This window comes from Trichlorobacter ammonificans, assembly GCF_933509905.1.
GTDB lineage: Bacteria > Desulfobacterota > Desulfuromonadia > Geobacterales > Pseudopelobacteraceae > Trichlorobacter > Trichlorobacter ammonificans.
Map to the genome: position 1 here is coordinate 2,196,904 of NZ_OW150024.1, position 18,589 is coordinate 2,215,492.

Here is an 18,589-nt window from a genome sequence, read left to right on the forward strand (position 1 = left end):
CCCATGGACGGCTTCATCATCGAGGTGTCGGAAGCTGAGATCAAGCGGGAGCGGGAAAAGTCCCGGGAATTGCGTAAAAGCCGCTGGTGGCAGAACCGGCTGGCCCAGGGGCGCTGCCACTGGTGCAACGGCAGTTTCCCCCCGGAAGAGCTGACCATGGATCATATCGTGCCGGTCACCCGGGGGGGCAAGGCCAGCCGCAACAACGTGGTGCCCAGTTGCAAGGAGTGCAACAGCCGCAAGAAATACCTGCTGCCGATGGAATGGGACGACTACCTGGAACAGGCCCGGCAGGGGCAGAAGGACGAATCATGACGGCACGCTACAAGGCGGTCATCTACGACTGCGACGGGGTCATCCTGGACTCCATCGAATCCAACTATCTCTTCTACAACCGGATCATGGAGCGGCTGGGCCGGCCGGAGATCGACCGTTCCTGCGCCGTTTCGGAACGGGTGCTGCACACCTACTCCTACCTGGATGTTATCGAGCACTTCTTCGGCAACGACCCGCAGAAGGAGGAAGCCCTGGCCATCGGCAAGACCATCCGCTACCGTGAACTGATGCCTCACATGAAGCGCGAGGAGGAGCTGGTGGAAACCCTGACGGCCCTCAAGGGACGCGTGGAACTGGCCATCTGCACCAACCGCGCCGCCTCCATGGAGATGATCATCGAGGACTTCGGCCTCACCGGCTTCTTCGGCTGCGTCATGACCGCCGGCCATGTGCAGAACCCCAAGCCCCATCCGGAGCCGCTGCTGAAGGTGCTGGAGCACTACGCCATTGCCCCCCGTGAAGCCCTTTTCGTGGGGGACAGCGACGTGGACCGCCGGGCCGCCGAGGCAGCCGGTATCCCGTTCATCGCCTACAAATCCGACCTGCCGGCCCTGGCCCGCATCCAGCGCCACAGCCAGCTGTTGCCCCACGTTTTCGGCTGACGCTCCAGCAGGAGCACCCATCAACGGGAAGAAAGGAGATTCACCATGAAACGACTGATCGCATCCCTCGCCACTGTCGCCGTCCTCTCGCTCCCCACCCTCTCCCAGGCCGCAACCTGGACCATTGATCAGGAACACTCCAGCATCGCCTTCAAAGTGCGCCACCTGATGGTAGCCAACGTCAAGGGACTTTTCGAGAAATTCAAAGGAACCGTGGTGATCGACGAAAACGACATCACCAGATCCAAGGTGGAGGTCAGCATCGACACTGCCTCCATCAACACCAACGTGGCCAAGCGGGACGAGCACCTGCGCAGCCCCGACTTCTTCGACGTAGCCAAATACCCGGCCATGACCTTTGTGTCCACAAAGGTGGTCAAGGCCGGCACCGGCAAGCTGAAAGTGACCGGCGACCTGACCCTGCACGGTGTCACCAGGGAAGTGGTGCTTGATGTGGAAGGACCGTCCAAGGAAAGCAAGGACCCCTGGGGCAACCTGCGCAGCGGCGCCACCGCCAGTGCCAAGGTCAACCGCAAGGACTTCGGCCTGAACTGGAACAAGGCCCTGGAGACCGGCGGGGTTGTGGTGGGGGATGAGGTGACCATCACCCTGGAGGTGGAGCTGATCAAGGCCAAGTAGTGTTGCTATTCATCCTGAACGGAACACGGGGTCTGCCGAATACGGCAGGCCCCGTGTTGGTTTCACCCGTACACTTTTCATTGTTACCAAATTGGTAACATGCTACAGTACCTGTCTGATGCGTATCATTGCCCTGAAAACATTACGCGACTTCTGGGAGCATCATCCCTCTGCCCGCCAGCCATTGCAGGCATGGTATGAAGATGCCCGGAACGCCCGATGGGACTCACCGGCGTCCATCAAAGCCGTCTATCGTAACGCGAGCATTGTCGGCAACAATCGAGTCGTGTTTAACATCAAGGGAAACGCGTACCGCCTCATTGTAGCGATCAACTACCGCTTTGGCATCGTCTACATACGCTTTGTCGGCTCCCACGCCGACTATGATACCGTGGATGCCGCCACGGTGTGACACGGAGAACCACCATGGACATTCGACCGATCAAGACCGATGAAGACTACCGTGCAGCACTGGCAGAGATTGAGCAGTTGTTTGATGCACAGCCGGACACTCCGGAAGGAGACCGGCTGGATGTACTTGCCACGCTGGTCGAAGCCTATGAGCAGCGCCTTTTCGCCATCCCGGCTCCTGATCCGGTGGAAGCCATCCGCTATCATATGGAAAGCCGGGGGCTTTCCCGCCAGGATCTCGAAGCCGCCCTGGGCAGCCGGGCGCGGGTCTCGGAAATCCTGAATCATAAGCGTCCGCTTTCCCTCACCATGATTCGCAATCTGCACAACCGCTTCGGTATTCCGGCAGAGTCGCTGATTCAACCCTGCAGGCTGGCCGCCTGATGCGCCGGTTTGCCGCCAGCATCACAGATGACCGTGGAAAGTCATGGGAGCTTACCTTGAAAAGCTCGGGGATCTCGGCGCGAGGGTAATGGGGGCGAGATAGCCTTGATAGAGGAAAAGCCATGAAATTCTTCTTCCGCAGCAAAGACGACACCCTATCCCGGCGGCAGCAGCGGGAGCACAACATCTCGCTGACCGGCCGGGACTACGACTGCCTGCTTGTACAGAGATAGTATTCACCTGACAGTGCCCTTGAATGGGTCGTGATTTACGCTGCCAGTTTGTAGTCCTCAGTATCTGAATCGTCGTTCTTTGGCAAGCCGTCTATGAAAACCGTGTATGGCGTCCTGCCAAGCATGTTTCTGCCTTGGTGTGGGCGGTCGTAGTTGTAAGTCTTGAGATAGGTGTCCAGATCGGTCTGCATCTCGTCCAACGACTCGTACCACTTGGTGCGGCCCATTACCCGGAAGTGTTCGTCAAGCAAGGTTCTGTGCAGCCGTTCGACAAAGCCATTGCTCTGCGGACGTCTGACCTTGGTGGTGCGGTGCTCGATCTCTTCAAGCTGTAGGAACAGCTCGTAGGGATGATTGTCCGGCCTGCCGCAGAACTCCCTGCCATTATCCGAGAGGATGGTGCTGATCCGGGCGTCATGTTCTTCAAAGAACGGCAGTACGTCTTCATTAAGCACATGCACAGCAGTGACCGGCAGCTTATTGGTGTAGAGCTTGCCCCAGGCGTAGCGTGAGTAGCAATCAATGACCGATTGCAGGTAGACTTTGCCGACGCCTTTCAGGGTGCCGACAAAGAAGGTGTCCACTGCTACGAGATCGCCGGTGTGGCTGGTTTCGATGTGACGCTCCCTGAACTCAGGGCTGAACCGTTCCAAGGCCCTGATCTGCTCATCTGACAGTTCGAATGCCTGTTCCCGGACGCTCTTTTCAAGTCGCAGCATCCGTTCCTGTTTGGTCAGCAGGTTGTGCCTGCTCCAGACTCCGCGAACGCCTCCTGAGCTAACCTGGGTACCTTTAAGAGCTAACTCGTTGGCAACACGTAGCGGGCCATGACCGGGATGAGCCAGGCAGTGTTCAAGAATCGCCTGCTCTACAGATTCATCGACTCGGTTAGGATGCGGGCCTCTGGCTCCGGGCATCCGATCAACCAGACCGGCTGAACCGTAGGTCTGATAGTTTCGACGGATTTCATAGAACTGCTGCCGCGAATAACCCATGAGCTTGCAGGCTTTGCTGACATTCGAAAGATCGGCGGCCAACTCTAGCAAACTGAGCTTTCTTCGTGATACTTTCTCGGCGGTGGTCATACTGTTCTCCTTGATGGAAAGATTTAGTCTGAGCAACTTCATCTTTTACCATTCAAGGGCAGTATGGCCACCAACTGAAAATGGCCAACTGTCAGGTGAATACCATCACACTACAGTCATTATGCCAAGAATTTCGAGAGCATTGACGGACAATGCCTGCTCCGCGCCGTTGTGAGACACGAATTGATGAAGAATGACTTCCCAAGCCAGCTTCTTGATCGGCTATGGCACACGACATCTCCTGTTCGATATCAGATAATTTTAGAAGAGGGTTACATTCTGCCTATATGAGGGCAGTCGCATGAGGGGCTGCAAGGCAATTCCGTGCCCCGTCAGGAGGAGCGCATGAACCAGGGCAGCGGTATGAAAGGCAGGCTCACCAGGATCAAGGGACATCTGACCAGTCTCGACAATCAACCCCTTGGCGCGGCAGCGCTGGTCATCATCATCTTCCTGGACCTTTTCATCCTGAACGCCATCTTCACCGGGCTGTCCGAGCACACCCGGCAACTTCCCTCCCCGGACGACTCCATCCCCCACGTCTGCCGCGAGATCGTCATCACCCGCCAGTGGAACGGTACCAACCGGATCGGCAACCTTTCCCAGATCATCACCAGTTCCAGCCAGAGTAGCTACCGCCAGAAGGAGCGAAGCGTCACCACTCACCCGATCTGTGCCCCGTTCACCGCCGCTATCAGCCGCTTCAAGCAGGACACGCTGCTGACCCGCACCCTTGAGGAACACAGTACCTACCACCGCGAAGCAAGCGAGCTGCAGCAGGCCATCGACGGGTTGAAAGGGGCCTACGACACTTCATTGCTGGAAAAGATCGCCAAACAGAAAGGTCAGGTAACCACCGAGGGGATCAGCAGCGAGCTGCGGGACAAGACGGCAAGGCTGAACAACCTGCAGCTCAGGCTCGCCGCCCTTGAGCAGGAGATCAACGCCGCTCCCGGTGTCGCGCAGTTCTGGGGACAGGTACAGGGGGTGGGTGAGCAGCAGCGGCAGGCGCTGCTGGAGGAGCTGCGTACCCTGAATTTCTGGTATCCGGTGAAGAAGTTCGGCATGCAGGTGCTGTTCCTGCTGCCGCTGCTGGCGGTTTTCTACCTGTGGAACAGTGCCAGCATCAAAAAGAACAGGGGGCTGCAGACCCTGGTTTCCTCCCACCTGTTGGTGGTGGCTGCTGTGCCGGTTTTCTGCAAGGTTGTGGAGGCGGTCTACCAGATCATCCCGAAGCAGCTGCTTGCAACGCTGATTGAGCTGTTGACCTCCTTCAAGCTGATCGCGGTCTGGCACTATCTGCTGATCGCCCTGGCGGTGGCCGGAGCACTGCTGCTGATCTACCTCTTCCAGAAGAAGTTGTTTTCCCGCGAGAAGCTGCGTGAGCGGCGCATCATCCGCAACGAATGCCAACAGTGCGGCAAACGGCTGCCGGCCGATGCCGCGGCCTGTCCGTTCTGCGGGTTCAACCAGTTCGCCCCCTGCCGGAGCTGCGGCGCCCCGACGTACGTGTACGGCGTTTACTGCCGGCAGTGCGGCCGGCCATGTGCGCCGCCGTGACGGCGGAACTTCCGGCGCCTCCGACCGTTGAGCCGCCGGGACAGGGCGCCGTTATGGTCGAGGCACTCCTGCAGCAGGCCGTCCCGCAGCGGCGGCGGATGCACCTTGGCAGCCGTGCGGACGAAACTCCGGGCGCCCACGGTACTGGAACGGGTTGGCCGCGTCCAATCCCCATGACAGCCGGTGCCGGGCATTTTTCCTCCGGAAGGGTTGCGCCCCGCCCACCCTGCGCTACACTGTGACCATGCGGTTCATCATGGCTACAGACTGGAGGCGACTATGAACATTCTGATACTCTACTACTCGATGTACGGCCATATCCACCGGATGGCGGAGGCGGCGGCGGAAGGGGTCAGAGAGGTGGCCGGCGCCACGGCCACCCTGCGCCGGGCACCGGAGACCCTGCAGCCTGAGGTACTGGAAAAAATGGGGGCGCTGGAGCCCCAGAAGGCCTTTGCCCGGGTACCGGTCTGCACGGTGGAGGAACTTCCCTCCTACGACGGCATCCTCTTCGGCACCCCTACCCGTTTCGGCAACATGTGCGGCCAGATGCGCCAGTTTCTGGACGCCACCGGCGGTCTCTGGGCCAAGGGGGCGCTGATCGGCAAACCGGGCGGGGTCTTCACCAGTTCCGCCACCCAGCACGGCGGCCAGGAGTCCACCATCCTCACCTTCCAGACCTTCCTGCTGCACCAGGGGATGGTGGTGGTGGGTCTCCCCTACTCCTTTGCCGGCCAGATGCGGATCGACGAGATCACCGGCGGCTCCCCCTACGGCGCCTCCACCATTGCCGGCGGTCAGGGAGAACGGCTGCCCAGCGAGAACGAGCTGGCCGCGGCCCGCTTCCAGGGGCGCCACCTGGCAGGCATTGCCGCAAAGCTGGCACGGTAACCCAACCGGCACGAGTAACCGGCGGCTTCGAACGGAGCCGCCGGTATCGGTTTGCAAACTCCCCACCCGCCCCCTGCCAGTCCTCCCCCGAACAAACAACAGTCGCAGCCTCCCCCCGCGTTGCCATGAACGGCGTCCGTCATCCCCCGCGCAAATTTTTTGCTTGACCGAAACCCGCCCCCCATGAGATGAATGAACGGTCATTCATTTATTCCATCAAAGGAGCTGGCATGGAAGAAAGCAAGCCCGACAAGCGGGAGGCGATCCTGCAGGCCACCATGGAACTGGTGGCGGAACACGGCTTCCACGACGCCCCCTGCTCGCTCATCGCCGAGCGGGCCGGTGTGGCCGCCGGCACCATCTACCGCTATTTCGAGAACAAGGATGTACTGATCGTTACCCTCTACCGGGAACTGGAGACCAGGATCAACGCCGCGCTGGAGGAAGGGTACACCCAGGAGAAACCGTTCCGGGAGCGGTTCATGCATCTGGTGACCGGCCTGTTGAAGTTCTTCATAACGCACCCGCAGGAGTTCAAGTACGTTGAGCAGTTCCACAATTCTCCCTATGGCGTGGCTTTTCGCCGGGACCGGATCATCAACCACTCGGAAGAGTGCGGCGTCTACGGCGAGCTGTTCAAGCAGGGGATGGCGCAACAGGTGCTCAAGGACCTGCCGCTGGTCCTGCTCTTCGACCTGGCCTTCGGTCCCATCGTTTCGGTGGCCCGCAACCATATCCTGGGCTTCATCCAGCTGGACGACGTTCTGATCGAGCGGATCGCCGCGGCCTGTTGGGATTCGCTGAAATGTTGACCCTCTCTTTTTCCTGAATGATTGTTCATTTTGCCGGATAGACCACACAACCACGAGGTACCACCATGCACCACACCACCCGTACACGACTGATGGCCGCCACCCTGCTGCTGGTGGCGGGATTGACGGCAAGCGCCTGCTCCAAGAAACAAGCTCCCGCTCCCCAGGGAGGTCCTCCCGAAGTGGGCGTCGTCACCATCCAGCCCAAAAACGTGACGCTGACCACCGAGCTTTCCGGCCGTACCGCCCCCTACCTGATCGCGGAAGTACGCCCCCAGGTGGGCGGCATCATCAAGAAACGTCTGTTTACGGAAGGCAGCGACGTCCAGGCCGGCCAGGTGCTCTACCAGATCGATCCCGCCACCTACGAGGCTGCGCTGGCCAGCGCCAGAGCCACCCAGGGCAGGGCCGAGGCTACCCTGACGTCGGCCCGTCTCAAGGCGGAACGGTATCAGGAACTGGTCAAGATCAAGGCGGTAAGCCAGCAGGACAACGACGACGCCCAAGCGGCCCTGAAACAGGCCGAAGCCGAGCTGGCCGCGGCCAAGGCCGCCGTGGAGACCGCCCGGATCAACTTGGCTTACACCAAGGTAACCGCACCGATCTCCGGCCGCATCGGCCGCTCCACCATGACGGAGGGGGCCCTGGTCACCGCCAGCCAGCAGACCGCCCTGGCCACCATTCAGCAACTCGGCACCATCTACGTTGACGTGACCCAGTCCAGTGCCGAACTGCTGGCGCTGAAGCGTAACCTGGCAAGCGGCCTGCTCAGGAAGGGCGGCGCCGACCAGACCAAGGTCAAGCTGATCCTGGAGGACGGCAGCACCTACGGGTTGCCCGGCAGCCTGAAATTCTCGGAAGTGACGGTTGACCAGAGCACCGGTTCCGTCACGCTGCGGGCGGTCTTCCCCAATCCCAAGCAGCAGTTGCTGCCCGGCATGTTCGTGCGTGCGGTGCTGGAGGAGGGAGTCAGCGAGCAGGCAATTCTGGTGCCGCAACGGGGCGTGACCCGCACTCCGAAGGGCGAGGCCCTGGTAATGGTGGTAGGCGCCGAGGAGAAGGTGGAACCCCGGCCGATCAAGGTTTTGCGCACCGTGGGCGATGCCTGGCTGGCGACGGAAGGGCTGAAGGCAGGCGACCGAGTCATTGTGGAGGGTATCCAGCGGACCCGTCCCGGCACGCCGGTGAAGGCGCTTCCGTTCGGCAGCAAGCCCGAAGGTCCGGCACCGGCACAGCAGCAACCGGCAGCACCGGCAAAAAAATAATCCGACTTGTCTGACCGCTCCGACCAGTCTGACTGGCCGGACGTTATTCCAAGGAGCTTTTTCATGGCCCGTTTTTTCATCAACCGCCCGATCTTCGCCTGGGTCATCGCCATCCTGATCATGTTGGCCGGCCTGTTGGCGCTCAAGACGCTGCCGGTATCCCAGTACCCGCCGATTGCGCCCCCCCAGATCACCATCAACGCCATGTACCCCGGGGCCTCGGCCCAGACCGTGCAGGACACGGTCACCCAGGTGATCGAACAGAAGCTGAATGGTATCGACAACCTGATTTATATGTCATCCACCAGCGACTCCGCCGGTGCGGTGGCCATCAACCTGACCTTCAAGGCCGGCACCGACCCCAACATCGCCCAGGTGCAGGTACAGAACAAACTGCAACTGGCCACGCCGCTGTTGCCGCAGATCGTCCAGAAACAGGGTATCCAGGTGGTCAAGTCCACCAAGAACTTCCTGCTGATCGTCGGGGTGGTTTCCGAGGACGGCTCCCTGGATCGCCCGGCCCTGACCGACTACATGGTAGCTAACATTCAGGACCCCATCAGCCGGACGGAAGGGGTCGGCGAAGTCACGGTCTTCGGCTCCCAGAACGCCATGCGCATCTGGGTCGATCCGGTCAAGCTGAACAGTTTCGGCCTCACCACCGCTGACGTGTCCGCCGCAATCCAGGCGCAGAACGCCCAGGTATCGGCCGGCCAGTTCGGCGGCAACCCGGCGGTTTCGGGCCAGCAACTCAACGCCACCATCACCGCCCGGACCCTGCTGCAGACGGTCGAGCAGTTTGAAAAGATCGTACTGAAAAGCACCCGCGACGGTTCCACGGTGCGTCTCAAGGACGTGGCCGACTGCAAAATCGGCACGGAAAACTACGACATCGAAGCACGCTACAAAGGCAAGCCGCTGGGCGGCATGGCTATCCGCCTGGCCGCCGGCGCCAACGCCCTGGAGACCGCCGACCGGATCAAGGCCAAGATGGACGAACTGTCCCGGTACTTCCCGGCCGGTATGAAGGTGGTGTATCCCTACGACACCACGCCGTTCGTCAAAGTCTCCATCCAGGGGGTGGTTCATACCCTGATCGAAGCCGTCATCCTGGTCTTCATCATCATGTTCCTGTTCCTGCAGAACATCCGGGCCACCCTGATCCCCACCATTGCGGTTCCGGTGGTACTGCTGGGAACCTTCGGCGTGCTGGCGGCCTCCGGCTTCTCCATCAACACCCTGACCATGTTCGCCCTGGTCATCGTCATCGGCCTGCTGGTGGACGACGCCATCGTGGTGGTGGAAAACGTGGAGCGCATCATGTCCGAAGAGGGACTGTCGCCCCATGACGCCACCGTCAAATCCATGGGCCAGATCACCAGCGCCCTGGTGGGCATCTCCACCGTGCTCTCGGCGGTCTTCCTGCCCATGGCCTTCTTCGGCGGCTCCACCGGCGTCATCTACCGACAGTTTTCCATTACGATCATTTCCGCCATGATCCTGTCGGTGCTGGTGGCGCTGATTCTGACGCCGGCGCTCTGCGCCACCCTGCTCAAGCCGATTGAAAAAGGCCATCACTTCGGCGAAACCGGCTGGTTCAGCGGCTTTTTCCGACGCTTCAACAAAGCCTTCGATTTCTGCAAGCACAAGTACGAGGGAATTGTGGGCCGTTCCTTCGACAAGCCGCTGCGCTACCTGGTGGTGTACGGCGGCATCGTCGCCGCCATGGTGGTCCTCTTCATGCGTCTGCCCACCGCCTTTCTGCCGGACGAGGACCAGGGGTTCATCATCTGCCAGCTCCAGCTGCCGGCCGGGGCCACCCAGGAACGGACTCTCAAAGTTATCGAACAGATGGAACACCATTTCCTGGAAAACGAGAAGGATTCCGTTGAAACCATCATTACCGTGGCCGGCTTCAGCTTCGCCGGACGGGGCCAGAACATGGGCCTGGCTTTTGTGCGGCTCAAGGACTGGGAACTGCGCAAGAATCCCAATCTGAGGGCGCCGGCCGTCGCCAAGCGGGCCATGGGAGCCTTCGCCCACATCAAGGACGGCCTGGCCTTTGCCTTTTCACCACCGGCGGTGGTAGAGCTGGGACAGGCCAACGGCTTCGACTTCATGCTGCAGGACCGTGCCGGCGTGGGTCACGAAAAACTGATGGAGGCCCGCAACCAGTTGCTGGGCATGGCCATGAAAAATCCCAAGCTGATGGCGGTGCGCCCCAACGGCCAGGATGACTCTCCCCAGTTCAAGCTGGACATCGACGACGTGCGGGCCGGCGCCCTGGGGGTTTCCCTGAACAGCATCAACGACGTTCTGGCCACCGCCTGGGGTAGTTCCTACGTCAACGACTTTATCGAAAACGGCCGGGTCAAAAAGGTCTACCTTCAGGGCGCCCCGAACTACCGCATGCTGCCGGAAGATATCAACAAATGGTATGTTCGCAACTCGCAGGGCGAGATGGTGCCGTTCTCGGCCTTTTCAACAGCCCACTGGCAGTACGGATCGCCGCGCCTGGAGCGCTACAACGGTGTTCCCGCCGTGGAGATCATGGGGCAGGCTGCACCGGGGGTCAGTACCGGCGAGGTGATGGCGGAGATGGAAAAAATGGCGGCCCAACTGCCGCCGGGCATCGGTTACGAATGGACCGGCCTCTCCTACGAGGAACAAAAGGCAGGGGCCCAGGCGCCGGCCCTCTATGCCATCTCGCTCCTGGTGGTGTTCCTGGCGGTGGCGGCGCTGTACGAAAGCTGGACCATCCCCTTCGTCAACCTGCTGATGCTGCCGCTGGGCCTGGTGGGGGCGGTCACCGCCGTTACCCTGCGGCTGCTGCCCAACGACGTCTACCTGCAGATCGGCCTGTTGACCACCGTGGGACTTTCCACCAAAAACGCCATTCTGATCATTCAGTTCATCAAGGAACAGATGCATCAGGGGCATGAACTGGTGGAGGCCACCCTGACGGCGGTGAAGATCCGGTTGCGGCCGGTCATCATGACCTCGCTGGCCTTTTTCTTCGGCACCCTCCCCCTGGCCCTGACCAAGGGGGCCGGGGCGGCGGCCCAGAACGCCATCGGCACCGCCGTCACCGGCGGCCTGCTTTCGGCAACGTTCATCGACCTGCTCTTCATACCGTTCTTCTTCGTGCTGGTCTCGCGCTTCTTTGCCAGGAAGCAGCCGGTGGAACCGGCTGCCGTCGCAAGTGCCCCGGAGGTACACTGATATGAAACCCGTCGTCTCACCCCGCTTTCTGGTTCCCGGACTGCTGCTGATTCTGTCCGGCTGCACCATGGCTCCCTCCTACACCCGCCCCGGTGCGCCGGTGCCGACGGACTGGCCGGCGACATCGTCCGCCACGACGCCGGCGGCACCGACCACTACGAAATCCGCAGCCGACATCCCCTGGCGGGAGTTCTTCACGGCACCGCAGGTACGGCAGGTGATCGAACTGGCCCTGAACAACAACCGCGACCTGCGGGTGGCGGCCCTGAATATTGACAAGACCCGTGCCCAGTACCAGATCCAGCGGGCCGACCTGTTCCCGCAGATCGACGGCACTGCCGGCGCCAGCATCCAGCGGTTGCCCGCCGATCTCTCCGGTACCGGCCAGTCCCGTATCGCCCGACAGTACAGCGTCGGGCTGGGGATCAGCAGCTATGAACTGGATCTGTTCGGTCGGGTGCGCAGCCTGAAGGAGCAGGCCCTGGAGCAGTATCTAGCCACGGAGGAGGCCCGGCGCGCCGTCCAGATCAGCCTGATTGCCGAGGTGGCCAATGCCTGGCTCACCCTGGCCGCCGACCGGGAACGCCTGCAACTGGCTCAGGAGACCCTGGTCAGCCAGCAGGAGAGCTACCGGCTGATCCAGCGGCGCTACGAGGTCGGCGCCTCCTCGCAGCTGGACCTGAGCCAGGCCCGCACCCGCGTCGAGGCGGCACGGGGAGACAGTGCCCTCTACACCAGCCGGGTGGCTCAGTCCCGCAATGCCCTTACCCTGCTGGTGGGTGCAACGGTGCCGGAGGAGCTGCTGCCGACGGCACTGGGGGCGGTCACGGCAGTACAGGAACTGCCGGCCGGAGTTCCCTCCGATGTGTTGTTGCGCCGTCCGGACATCCTGCAGGCGGAGCATCGCCTGAAGAGCGCCAGCGCCAACATCGGTGCGGCACGGGCCGCTTTCTTTCCCCGCATCGGCTTAAGCGCCAGTTTCGGCACCGCCAGCGCCAAACTGACCGACCTGTTCCAGCCCGGCTCCGCTGCCTGGAGTTTCGTCCCCCAGATCAGCGTACCGCTCTTCGACACCGGTGCCAATCTGGCCGGCCTCGACGTTTCCAAAGCAGAGCGGGACATTGCCGTGGCCCAGTATGAAAAGGCGATCCAGACCGCCTTCCGGGAGGTGGCCGACACCCTGGCGAACAACGCAACTCTGGACGAGCAGCTGGCGGCCCAGCAGGCCCTGACCGACGCCGCTGCAGATAGCTACCGTCTCTCCGAAGCCCGCTACACCAGGGGCGTGGACAGTTACCTGACGGTGCTGGATTCGCAGCGTTCCACCTACAGCGCCCAGCAGAACCTGATCAGCGTCCGGCTGGCCCGGCTGGCCAACCAGGTGACCCTGTACAAGGTCCTGGGGGGCGGAGCCGCCCAATGACGGCCACGCTGCGGGGCATCGTGCCGGTCCTGCTCGTTCAGCTTGCGCTGGCGGCAGGACCGGCTGGTGTCGCGGCCGCGACGGAACCGTTCGCTCCGGTCACTGCCGGCGAACTCCCGCCGCCGTCCCCTCCCCCGGATACAACGGCTAAACCGGCCCTGCAGCAACGTCTGCAGCAGGAACAGCGCGCACGAGATCTGCAATTTTCCATCCTGCCCCACAAGCCCAACTACCTGCTGCCATTCACCTACAACGCCTCACCCAACAACGCCGCCTATGCCGGTCTCCCCGGCAGTCCCGGACAGGAGCTGGACAACCTGGAGGTCAAGTTCCAGCTGAGCATCAAGACACCGCTCTGGGAGAACATGTTCGGCGACAACGGCACCCTGTACGTGGCCTACAGCCAGGTGGCCCTCTGGCAGGCCTATAACAGCAAAATCTCCGCCCCGTTCCGTGAAATCAACTTTGAGCCGGAGGTCTTTCTGGCATTCCGAACCGATTACCGGCTGGCCGGCCTTACCGGTACCCTGATGACCCTCGGCTTCACCCATCAGTCCAACGGGCGCAGCGAACCGCTCTCCCGCAGCTGGAACCGCGTTGTCGCCAATTTCGTCTTCAACCGGGACGACACCTACCTGACCCTCAGGCCCTGGTTCCGCATCCCGGAACGCAGCGCGGACGACGACAATCCCCTGATGGAAAAATATTACGGCTACGGAGAACTGCAGATCCTGCAGAAGCTGAAAGACCATACGGTGACCCTGATGCTGCGCAATAACCTGCGCACCTCCGGCAACAAGGGGGCCATCCAGCTCGACTGGAGCTTTCCGTTGCACAAAAAGCTGAAGGGGTATATTCAGTATTTTAACGGTTACGGTGAAAGCCTGGTGGACTACACACATCCCAACAACCGGATCGGCATCGGCGTGATGCTGACCGACTGGCTGTAGCCCGCACGGCTTCACGGACAGACCCGCGAGGTGCAGCATGGCACGCCTGTTGACACTCCTGGTTGTTGGCGCCACCGTGGTACTGCCGTTTTTCGGAGCAACGACCGCACCGGCCGCCGAAGACGGATGGCAGCAGGCGGGGCTCCGGGCGGGCACCCGCTTCGGCGAGGGCAAAAAGGCTTTCCAGATGTACGAAGCCTTTGCCGCCTACGCACTCCCCTGGGAGTGGCGAAACTCTTCGGGCTGGGGGCTGGCCCCCCGTCTCACGGTTGCGGCCGGCGCTCTGACCAGTAGCGATGTCAGCGGATTCATCGGCACGGCCGGAGCCGGGGTGCTCGTCGGCAAACCGAAAACCGGCCCCGGCCTTGAAGTAGCCGTCATGGCCGCTTTGCTGGACAAACGCACCTTCGGCACCTATGACCTCGGCAGCATGCTGCTCTTCGGCGGCTCCGTCGGTGTTTCATGGCGTTTTCCCTGCGGCCTGGGACTGGCCTACCATATCAAGCATCTCTCCACCGGGCACCTCTTCTACTCCGACCACACCCCGAACCCGGGGTTGGATATGCACATGATCGAAGCAAGCTGGCACTGGTAGCCGGCTGCCCGTTCAAGCCCCCCTCCCGTCGAATCTTTTCCGCGCAGCCGGTAGAACAATTACCGTAGCATGATACTATTTATAGGAAGCAGCATGACGCTTCCGTGCACCGAGCGCCGCTTGCCCAGAGCCGGAGGAAGCTCATCTGATCACGCACCGATGCGGCGATCGATGCTGTGATGCGGACTCAGCACCGTCATATCCGGATCGTTGATGACACCATCGCCTCGTCCCGGGGCTGTTCACGATGCCGATGCAACCGCAGGGGCTCCAGTGATATGGGGATGAGGCCGGAACCTTGTGCGGACGGTCCGGGCGCTGAAAGGGAAACCATGGACGGACAGCGCAACCGTTGGGTACTCATCGCTGCAGGCGCAGTGGCGCTTGTCGTTCTGGGCGTGGCCGGCTGGCGCTGGTTCAGCGGCGGCGACGTCAACGCCGGTCTGGTGAGCGGCAACGGTCGTATCGAGGCGGTGGAAATCGATATCGCAGCAAAGACCGCGGGACGGATCAAAGATATTCTGGTACGCGAAGGAGAGTTCGTCACTGCCGGACAGGTGGTGGCAACCATGGACACCGAAATCCTGGAAGCCCAGGCACGCGAGGCCGCAGCGTACCTGCAACAGGCTCACAACGCCGTAACCACGGCCCACAGCAACCTGGCGCAACGCGAAAGCGAAAAGATGGCGCTGCTGGCCGCGGTGAAGCAGCGCGAGGCGGAACTGGTCAAGGCCCGCCAGCATGCACGCCGCACGGCGGAGCTGATCACCACGGGGGCGGTGGCGCAACAGGAAGCCGATGATAACCAGGCACAGTTCGCGAGTGCCGAAGCAGCGCTGCACGCGGCCCGTGCCCAGGCCGCCGCCGGCGACTCCACCATCGTGGCGGCACGCAACCAGATTGCCAGTGCACAGTCGGCTGTCGAAGCGGCACGGGCCAATGTCGAACGGCTCAGGGCGGAGATTCGGGACAGCACCCTGAAATCTCCCCGGGACGGCCGGGTACAGTATCGGGTGGCCCAGCCCGGCGAAGTGGTCGGTGCGGGAGGGCGGATCGTGAGTCTGGTAGACCTGAGCGATGTCTACATGACCTTCTTTCTGCCCACCTCGGCTGCCGGTAAGGTTGCCTTGGGAACGGAGGTGCGGCTGGTACTGGACGCTGCTCCGCAGTACGTCATTCCGGCAACCGCCTCCTTCATCGCCGATGTGGCCCAGTTCACCCCCAAAACCGTGGAAACCGCCAGTGAACGGGAAAAGCTGATGTTTCGCGTCAAGGCGCAGATTCCGGCGGAGCTGCTCAAAAAGCATATCACCCGGGTCAAGACCGGTCTGCCCGGTGTTGCCTACCTTCGGCTCGACCCGACCACCCCCTGGCCGGAGCACCTCCGGGTAAAGCTGCCGCAATGAGCGGCTCCACCGGCACAGCCGGCCATACCGCGACGCCGGCAGCAGCGGTGGCCCGACTGGCCGGTGTCAGCCTGCGCTACGGCCAAACCCTGGCCCTGGACGGTGTGTCGCTTGACCTGCCCGCCGGCTGCATGGTCGGCGTCATCGGTCCCGACGGCGTGGGCAAATCCAGCCTGTTCTCGTTGCTCGCCGGATCGCGGGCCGTCCGAAGCGGAAGCGTCGAGGTGCTGGGCGGCAGCATGGCCGATGCGGGGCACCGACGGACCGTCTGCCCCCGCATAGCCTACATGCCCCAGGGACTCGGCAAAAACCTCTACCCCACCCTCTCGGTATCAGAAAACGTTGATTTCTTCGCCCGGCTGTTCGGCCATGAACGGCAGGAGCGGGAACGCCGGATCGCCGAACTGCTGCATGCCACCGGGCTTTTCCCCTTTGCCCGTCGTCCCGCCGGCAAACTTTCCGGCGGCATGAAACAGAAACTGGGGCTCTGCTGCGCGCTGATTCACGATCCGGACCTGCTGATCCTGGACGAACCCACCACCGGGGTGGACCCGCTGTCGCGCCGCCAGTTCTGGGAACTCATCGGCCGCATCCGTGCCAGACACCCCGGGATGAGCGTGCTGGTGGCCACCGCCTACATGGAGGAGGCGGCACGCTTCGACTGGCTGGTGGCCATGAACGCCGGCAGCGTGCTGGCCACCGGCAGTCCTCGGGAGCTGCTGCAGCAGACCGGCAGCGCCACCCTGGAAGCGTCATTCATCGCCCTGCTCCCGACCTCCCGGCGCGCCGGCCACCAGCCGGTCATCATCCCGCCGCGGGAACCCGATGACGATACGACCGCCATCGAGGCCCACGGCCTGACCATGCGCTTCGGCGACTTCACCGCCGTGGACCGGGTAAGCTTCCGCATCGGGCGGGGGGAAATCTTCGGCTTCCTGGGCTCCAACGGCTGCGGCAAGACCACCACCATGAAGATGCTGACCGGCCTGCTGGCAGCAAGCCAGGGGGAAGCACGGCTCTTCGGCCAGCCGGTGGACCCCCGCGACCTTGAAACCAGGCGCCGCGTCGGTTACATGTCCCAGTCCTTTTCCCTGTACGGCGAGCTGACCGTGCGGCAGAACCTGGTACTGCATGCGCGGCTGTTCAGAATAGCGGAGGAACGCATTCCGGAGCGGGTACAGGCGATGGCCCGACGCTTCGGACTGCAGGAGGTCACGGACCGCCTGCCCGATGCCCTGCCTCTTGGCCAGCGGCAACGGCTGTCGCTGGCGGTGGCCATGATCCACGGTCCGGAACTGCTGATCCTCGACGAGCCCACCTCCGGAGTCGATCCGGTGGCCCGCGACGCATTCTGGCAGATCATGGTTGATCTGGCGCGCCGGGACAAAGTGACCATTTTCATCTCAACCCACTTCATGAACGAAGCGGAGCGGTGCGACCGGATCTCGCTGATGCACGGGGGGCGGGTGCTGGTCAGCGACGAACCGGCGGCGCTGATTGCACGGCGGGGAGTAGCGACCCTGGAAGAGGCGTTCATCAGCTACCTTGAAGAGGCTGACGTGATGCCGGCCGGCACGGCCCTGCCGGAGGAGCCGCACCCGGCAGCCGCCGCAATGCCCCGGAGACCGGCCGCACGGCAGCATGTCCTCTTCAGCCTGAGCCGCATGTTCAGCTACAACCGCCGCGAAGCCTTGGAGCTGTACCGGGACCCGGTCCGTCTGACCCTCGCCATGCTGGGAAGCGTGATCCTGATGCTCGTGCTGGGCTACGGCATCACCATGGATGTGGAAGACCTCTCCTTCGCCGTCCTTGACCGGGACCAAACCACCATCAGCCGCAGCTACAGCCTCAACCTGGCCGGTTCGCGCTACTTCTCGGAGCGACCGCCCCTCGGAGATTACGCCGAGCTGGACCGCCGGATGCGCGGCGGTGAGATCAGCCTGGCCATCGAGCTTCCCCCCGGGTTCGCCCGTGACCTGCAGCGGGGAAACGCCGTCAGCGTGGGGGCCTGGATCGACGGTTCCATGCCCCAGCGCGCTGAAACGGTACGGGGCTACGTGCAGGGGATGCATGCGCACTGGCTCTCCACCATGGCGCGACAGGGTGTCGTCGGTTTGGCAGGCACGGAAGCCGCCACCGTGGAGACCCGTTTCCGCTACAACCCGGACGTGAAGAGTCTGCCGGCCATGGTGCCCGCCGTGATCCCCCTGCTGCTGATGCTGATTCCGGCCATCCTGAGCGCGTTGTCGGTGGTACGGGAAAAGGAGCTGGGCTCCATCGTCAATCTCTACGTCACCCCGGTCAGTCGCCTGGAGTTCCTGCTGGGCAAGCAGCTCCCCTATGTGGCCCTGGCGATGCTCAACTTCCTGATGCTGACACTCCTGGCGGTGACGCTGTTCGGCGTGCCGGTCACGGGGAGCTTTGCAACCCTCTCCTGTGCGGCGCTCCTGTACGTGATCGCGGCCACCTCCCTGGGGCTGGTCATTTCCACCTTCATGCGCAGCCAGGTGGCCGCCCTCTTCGGCACCGCCGTACTGACCATTCTGCCGGCGGTCCAGTTCTCCGGCATGCTCGATCCCGTTTCCTCGCTGGAGGGGATTGGCGCCGCCTTTGGCCGGATCTATCCGACCACCCACTTTCTGACCATCGCTCGCGGCACCTTCTCCAAGGGACTCGGCTTTGCCGACCTCCGGGCATCCTTTCTGCCGCTGCTGCTGGCCCTGCCGATCCTGACCGTTCTGGGGGCGCTGCTGCTCCGCAAGCAGGAACGCTGAC

The 18,589-nt window shown here is 62.4% G+C and carries 16 protein-coding genes; 15 read left to right on the forward strand and 1 reads right to left on the reverse strand.

Annotated features, from left to right (window positions below):
- Positions 1-3: 3 nt before the first annotated feature.
- The 5 genes from RAK07_RS09905 to RAK07_RS09925 all read left to right on the forward strand — a co-directional run bounded on the left by RAK07_RS09905 (position 4) and on the right by RAK07_RS09925 (position 2,372).
- Positions 4-315, forward strand: coding sequence for an HNH endonuclease (locus tag RAK07_RS09905; RefSeq protein WP_305732672.1), 312 nt, complete (start codon positions 4-6; stop codon positions 313-315).
- Positions 312-938 (forward strand): HAD family hydrolase, encoded by a 627-nt coding sequence (locus RAK07_RS09910; protein ID WP_305732673.1) that lies wholly within the window; start codon positions 312-314, stop codon positions 936-938. The genes RAK07_RS09905 and RAK07_RS09910 overlap by 4 nt, the downstream gene beginning before the upstream one ends.
- 45 nt (positions 939-983) lie before the next feature.
- A complete protein-coding gene (locus RAK07_RS09915) occupies positions 984-1,577 on the forward strand; it encodes a YceI family protein (protein WP_305732674.1) in 594 nt (197 codons plus the stop codon).
- A 118-nt stretch (positions 1,578-1,695) separates the two neighbouring features.
- Positions 1,696-1,989, forward strand: coding sequence for a type II toxin-antitoxin system HigB family toxin (locus tag RAK07_RS09920; protein WP_305732675.1), 294 nt, complete (start codon positions 1,696-1,698; stop codon positions 1,987-1,989).
- 14 nt (positions 1,990-2,003) lie between these two features.
- Positions 2,004-2,372 (forward strand): helix-turn-helix domain-containing protein, encoded by a 369-nt coding sequence (locus tag RAK07_RS09925; protein ID WP_305732676.1) that lies wholly within the window; start codon positions 2,004-2,006, stop codon positions 2,370-2,372.
- Positions 2,373-2,640: 268 nt separating this feature from the next.
- Here RAK07_RS09925 and RAK07_RS09930 read toward each other — a convergent pair whose 3' ends face one another.
- Positions 2,641-3,690 (reverse strand): IS481 family transposase, encoded by a 1,050-nt coding sequence (locus RAK07_RS09930; RefSeq protein WP_305733461.1) that lies wholly within the window; start codon positions 3,688-3,690, stop codon positions 2,641-2,643.
- Between the two features lie 345 nt (positions 3,691-4,035).
- Here RAK07_RS09930 and RAK07_RS09935 point away from each other — a divergent pair, with 345 nt between their 5' ends.
- The 10 genes from RAK07_RS09935 to rbbA all read left to right on the forward strand — a co-directional run bounded on the left by RAK07_RS09935 (position 4,036) and on the right by rbbA (position 18,588).
- Positions 4,036-5,250 (forward strand): zinc ribbon domain-containing protein, encoded by a 1,215-nt coding sequence (locus RAK07_RS09935; protein WP_305732677.1) that lies wholly within the window; start codon positions 4,036-4,038, stop codon positions 5,248-5,250.
- A gap of 279 nt (positions 5,251-5,529) precedes the next feature.
- Positions 5,530-6,141: an NAD(P)H:quinone oxidoreductase gene (gene wrbA / locus RAK07_RS09940; protein ID WP_305732678.1), complete on the forward strand. Its 612-nt coding sequence runs from the start codon at positions 5,530-5,532 to the stop codon at positions 6,139-6,141.
- Between the two features lie 230 nt (positions 6,142-6,371).
- Complete coding sequence (locus tag RAK07_RS09945) at positions 6,372-6,953, forward strand: TetR/AcrR family transcriptional regulator (protein WP_305732679.1); 582 nt, start codon at positions 6,372-6,374, stop codon at positions 6,951-6,953.
- A 65-nt stretch (positions 6,954-7,018) separates the two neighbouring features.
- Positions 7,019-8,218, forward strand: coding sequence for an efflux RND transporter periplasmic adaptor subunit (locus tag RAK07_RS09950; protein ID WP_305732680.1), 1,200 nt, complete (start codon positions 7,019-7,021; stop codon positions 8,216-8,218).
- 63 nt (positions 8,219-8,281) lie between these two features.
- Positions 8,282-11,440, forward strand: coding sequence for an efflux RND transporter permease subunit (locus RAK07_RS09955; protein ID WP_305732681.1), 3,159 nt, complete (start codon positions 8,282-8,284; stop codon positions 11,438-11,440).
- Position 11,441: 1 nt separating this feature from the next.
- Complete coding sequence (adeC, locus tag RAK07_RS09960; RefSeq protein ID WP_305732682.1) at positions 11,442-12,863, forward strand: AdeC/AdeK/OprM family multidrug efflux complex outer membrane factor; 1,422 nt, start codon at positions 11,442-11,444, stop codon at positions 12,861-12,863.
- The gene (locus RAK07_RS09965) at positions 12,860-13,813 is read left to right on the forward strand and encodes a phospholipase A (protein WP_305732683.1); all 954 of its coding nucleotides are present in this window, start codon (positions 12,860-12,862) and stop codon (positions 13,811-13,813) included. The genes adeC and RAK07_RS09965 overlap by 4 nt, the downstream gene beginning before the upstream one ends.
- A gap of 37 nt (positions 13,814-13,850) precedes the next feature.
- Positions 13,851-14,408: an acyloxyacyl hydrolase gene (locus tag RAK07_RS09970; protein WP_305732684.1), complete on the forward strand. Its 558-nt coding sequence runs from the start codon at positions 13,851-13,853 to the stop codon at positions 14,406-14,408.
- Between the two features lie 332 nt (positions 14,409-14,740).
- A complete protein-coding gene (locus RAK07_RS09975) occupies positions 14,741-15,814 on the forward strand; it encodes an HlyD family secretion protein (protein WP_305732685.1) in 1,074 nt (357 codons plus the stop codon).
- Complete coding sequence (rbbA, locus tag RAK07_RS09980; protein WP_305732686.1) at positions 15,811-18,588, forward strand: ribosome-associated ATPase/putative transporter RbbA; 2,778 nt, start codon at positions 15,811-15,813, stop codon at positions 18,586-18,588. The genes RAK07_RS09975 and rbbA overlap by 4 nt, the downstream gene beginning before the upstream one ends.
- The last annotated feature ends 1 nt before the right edge of the window (position 18,589 follow it).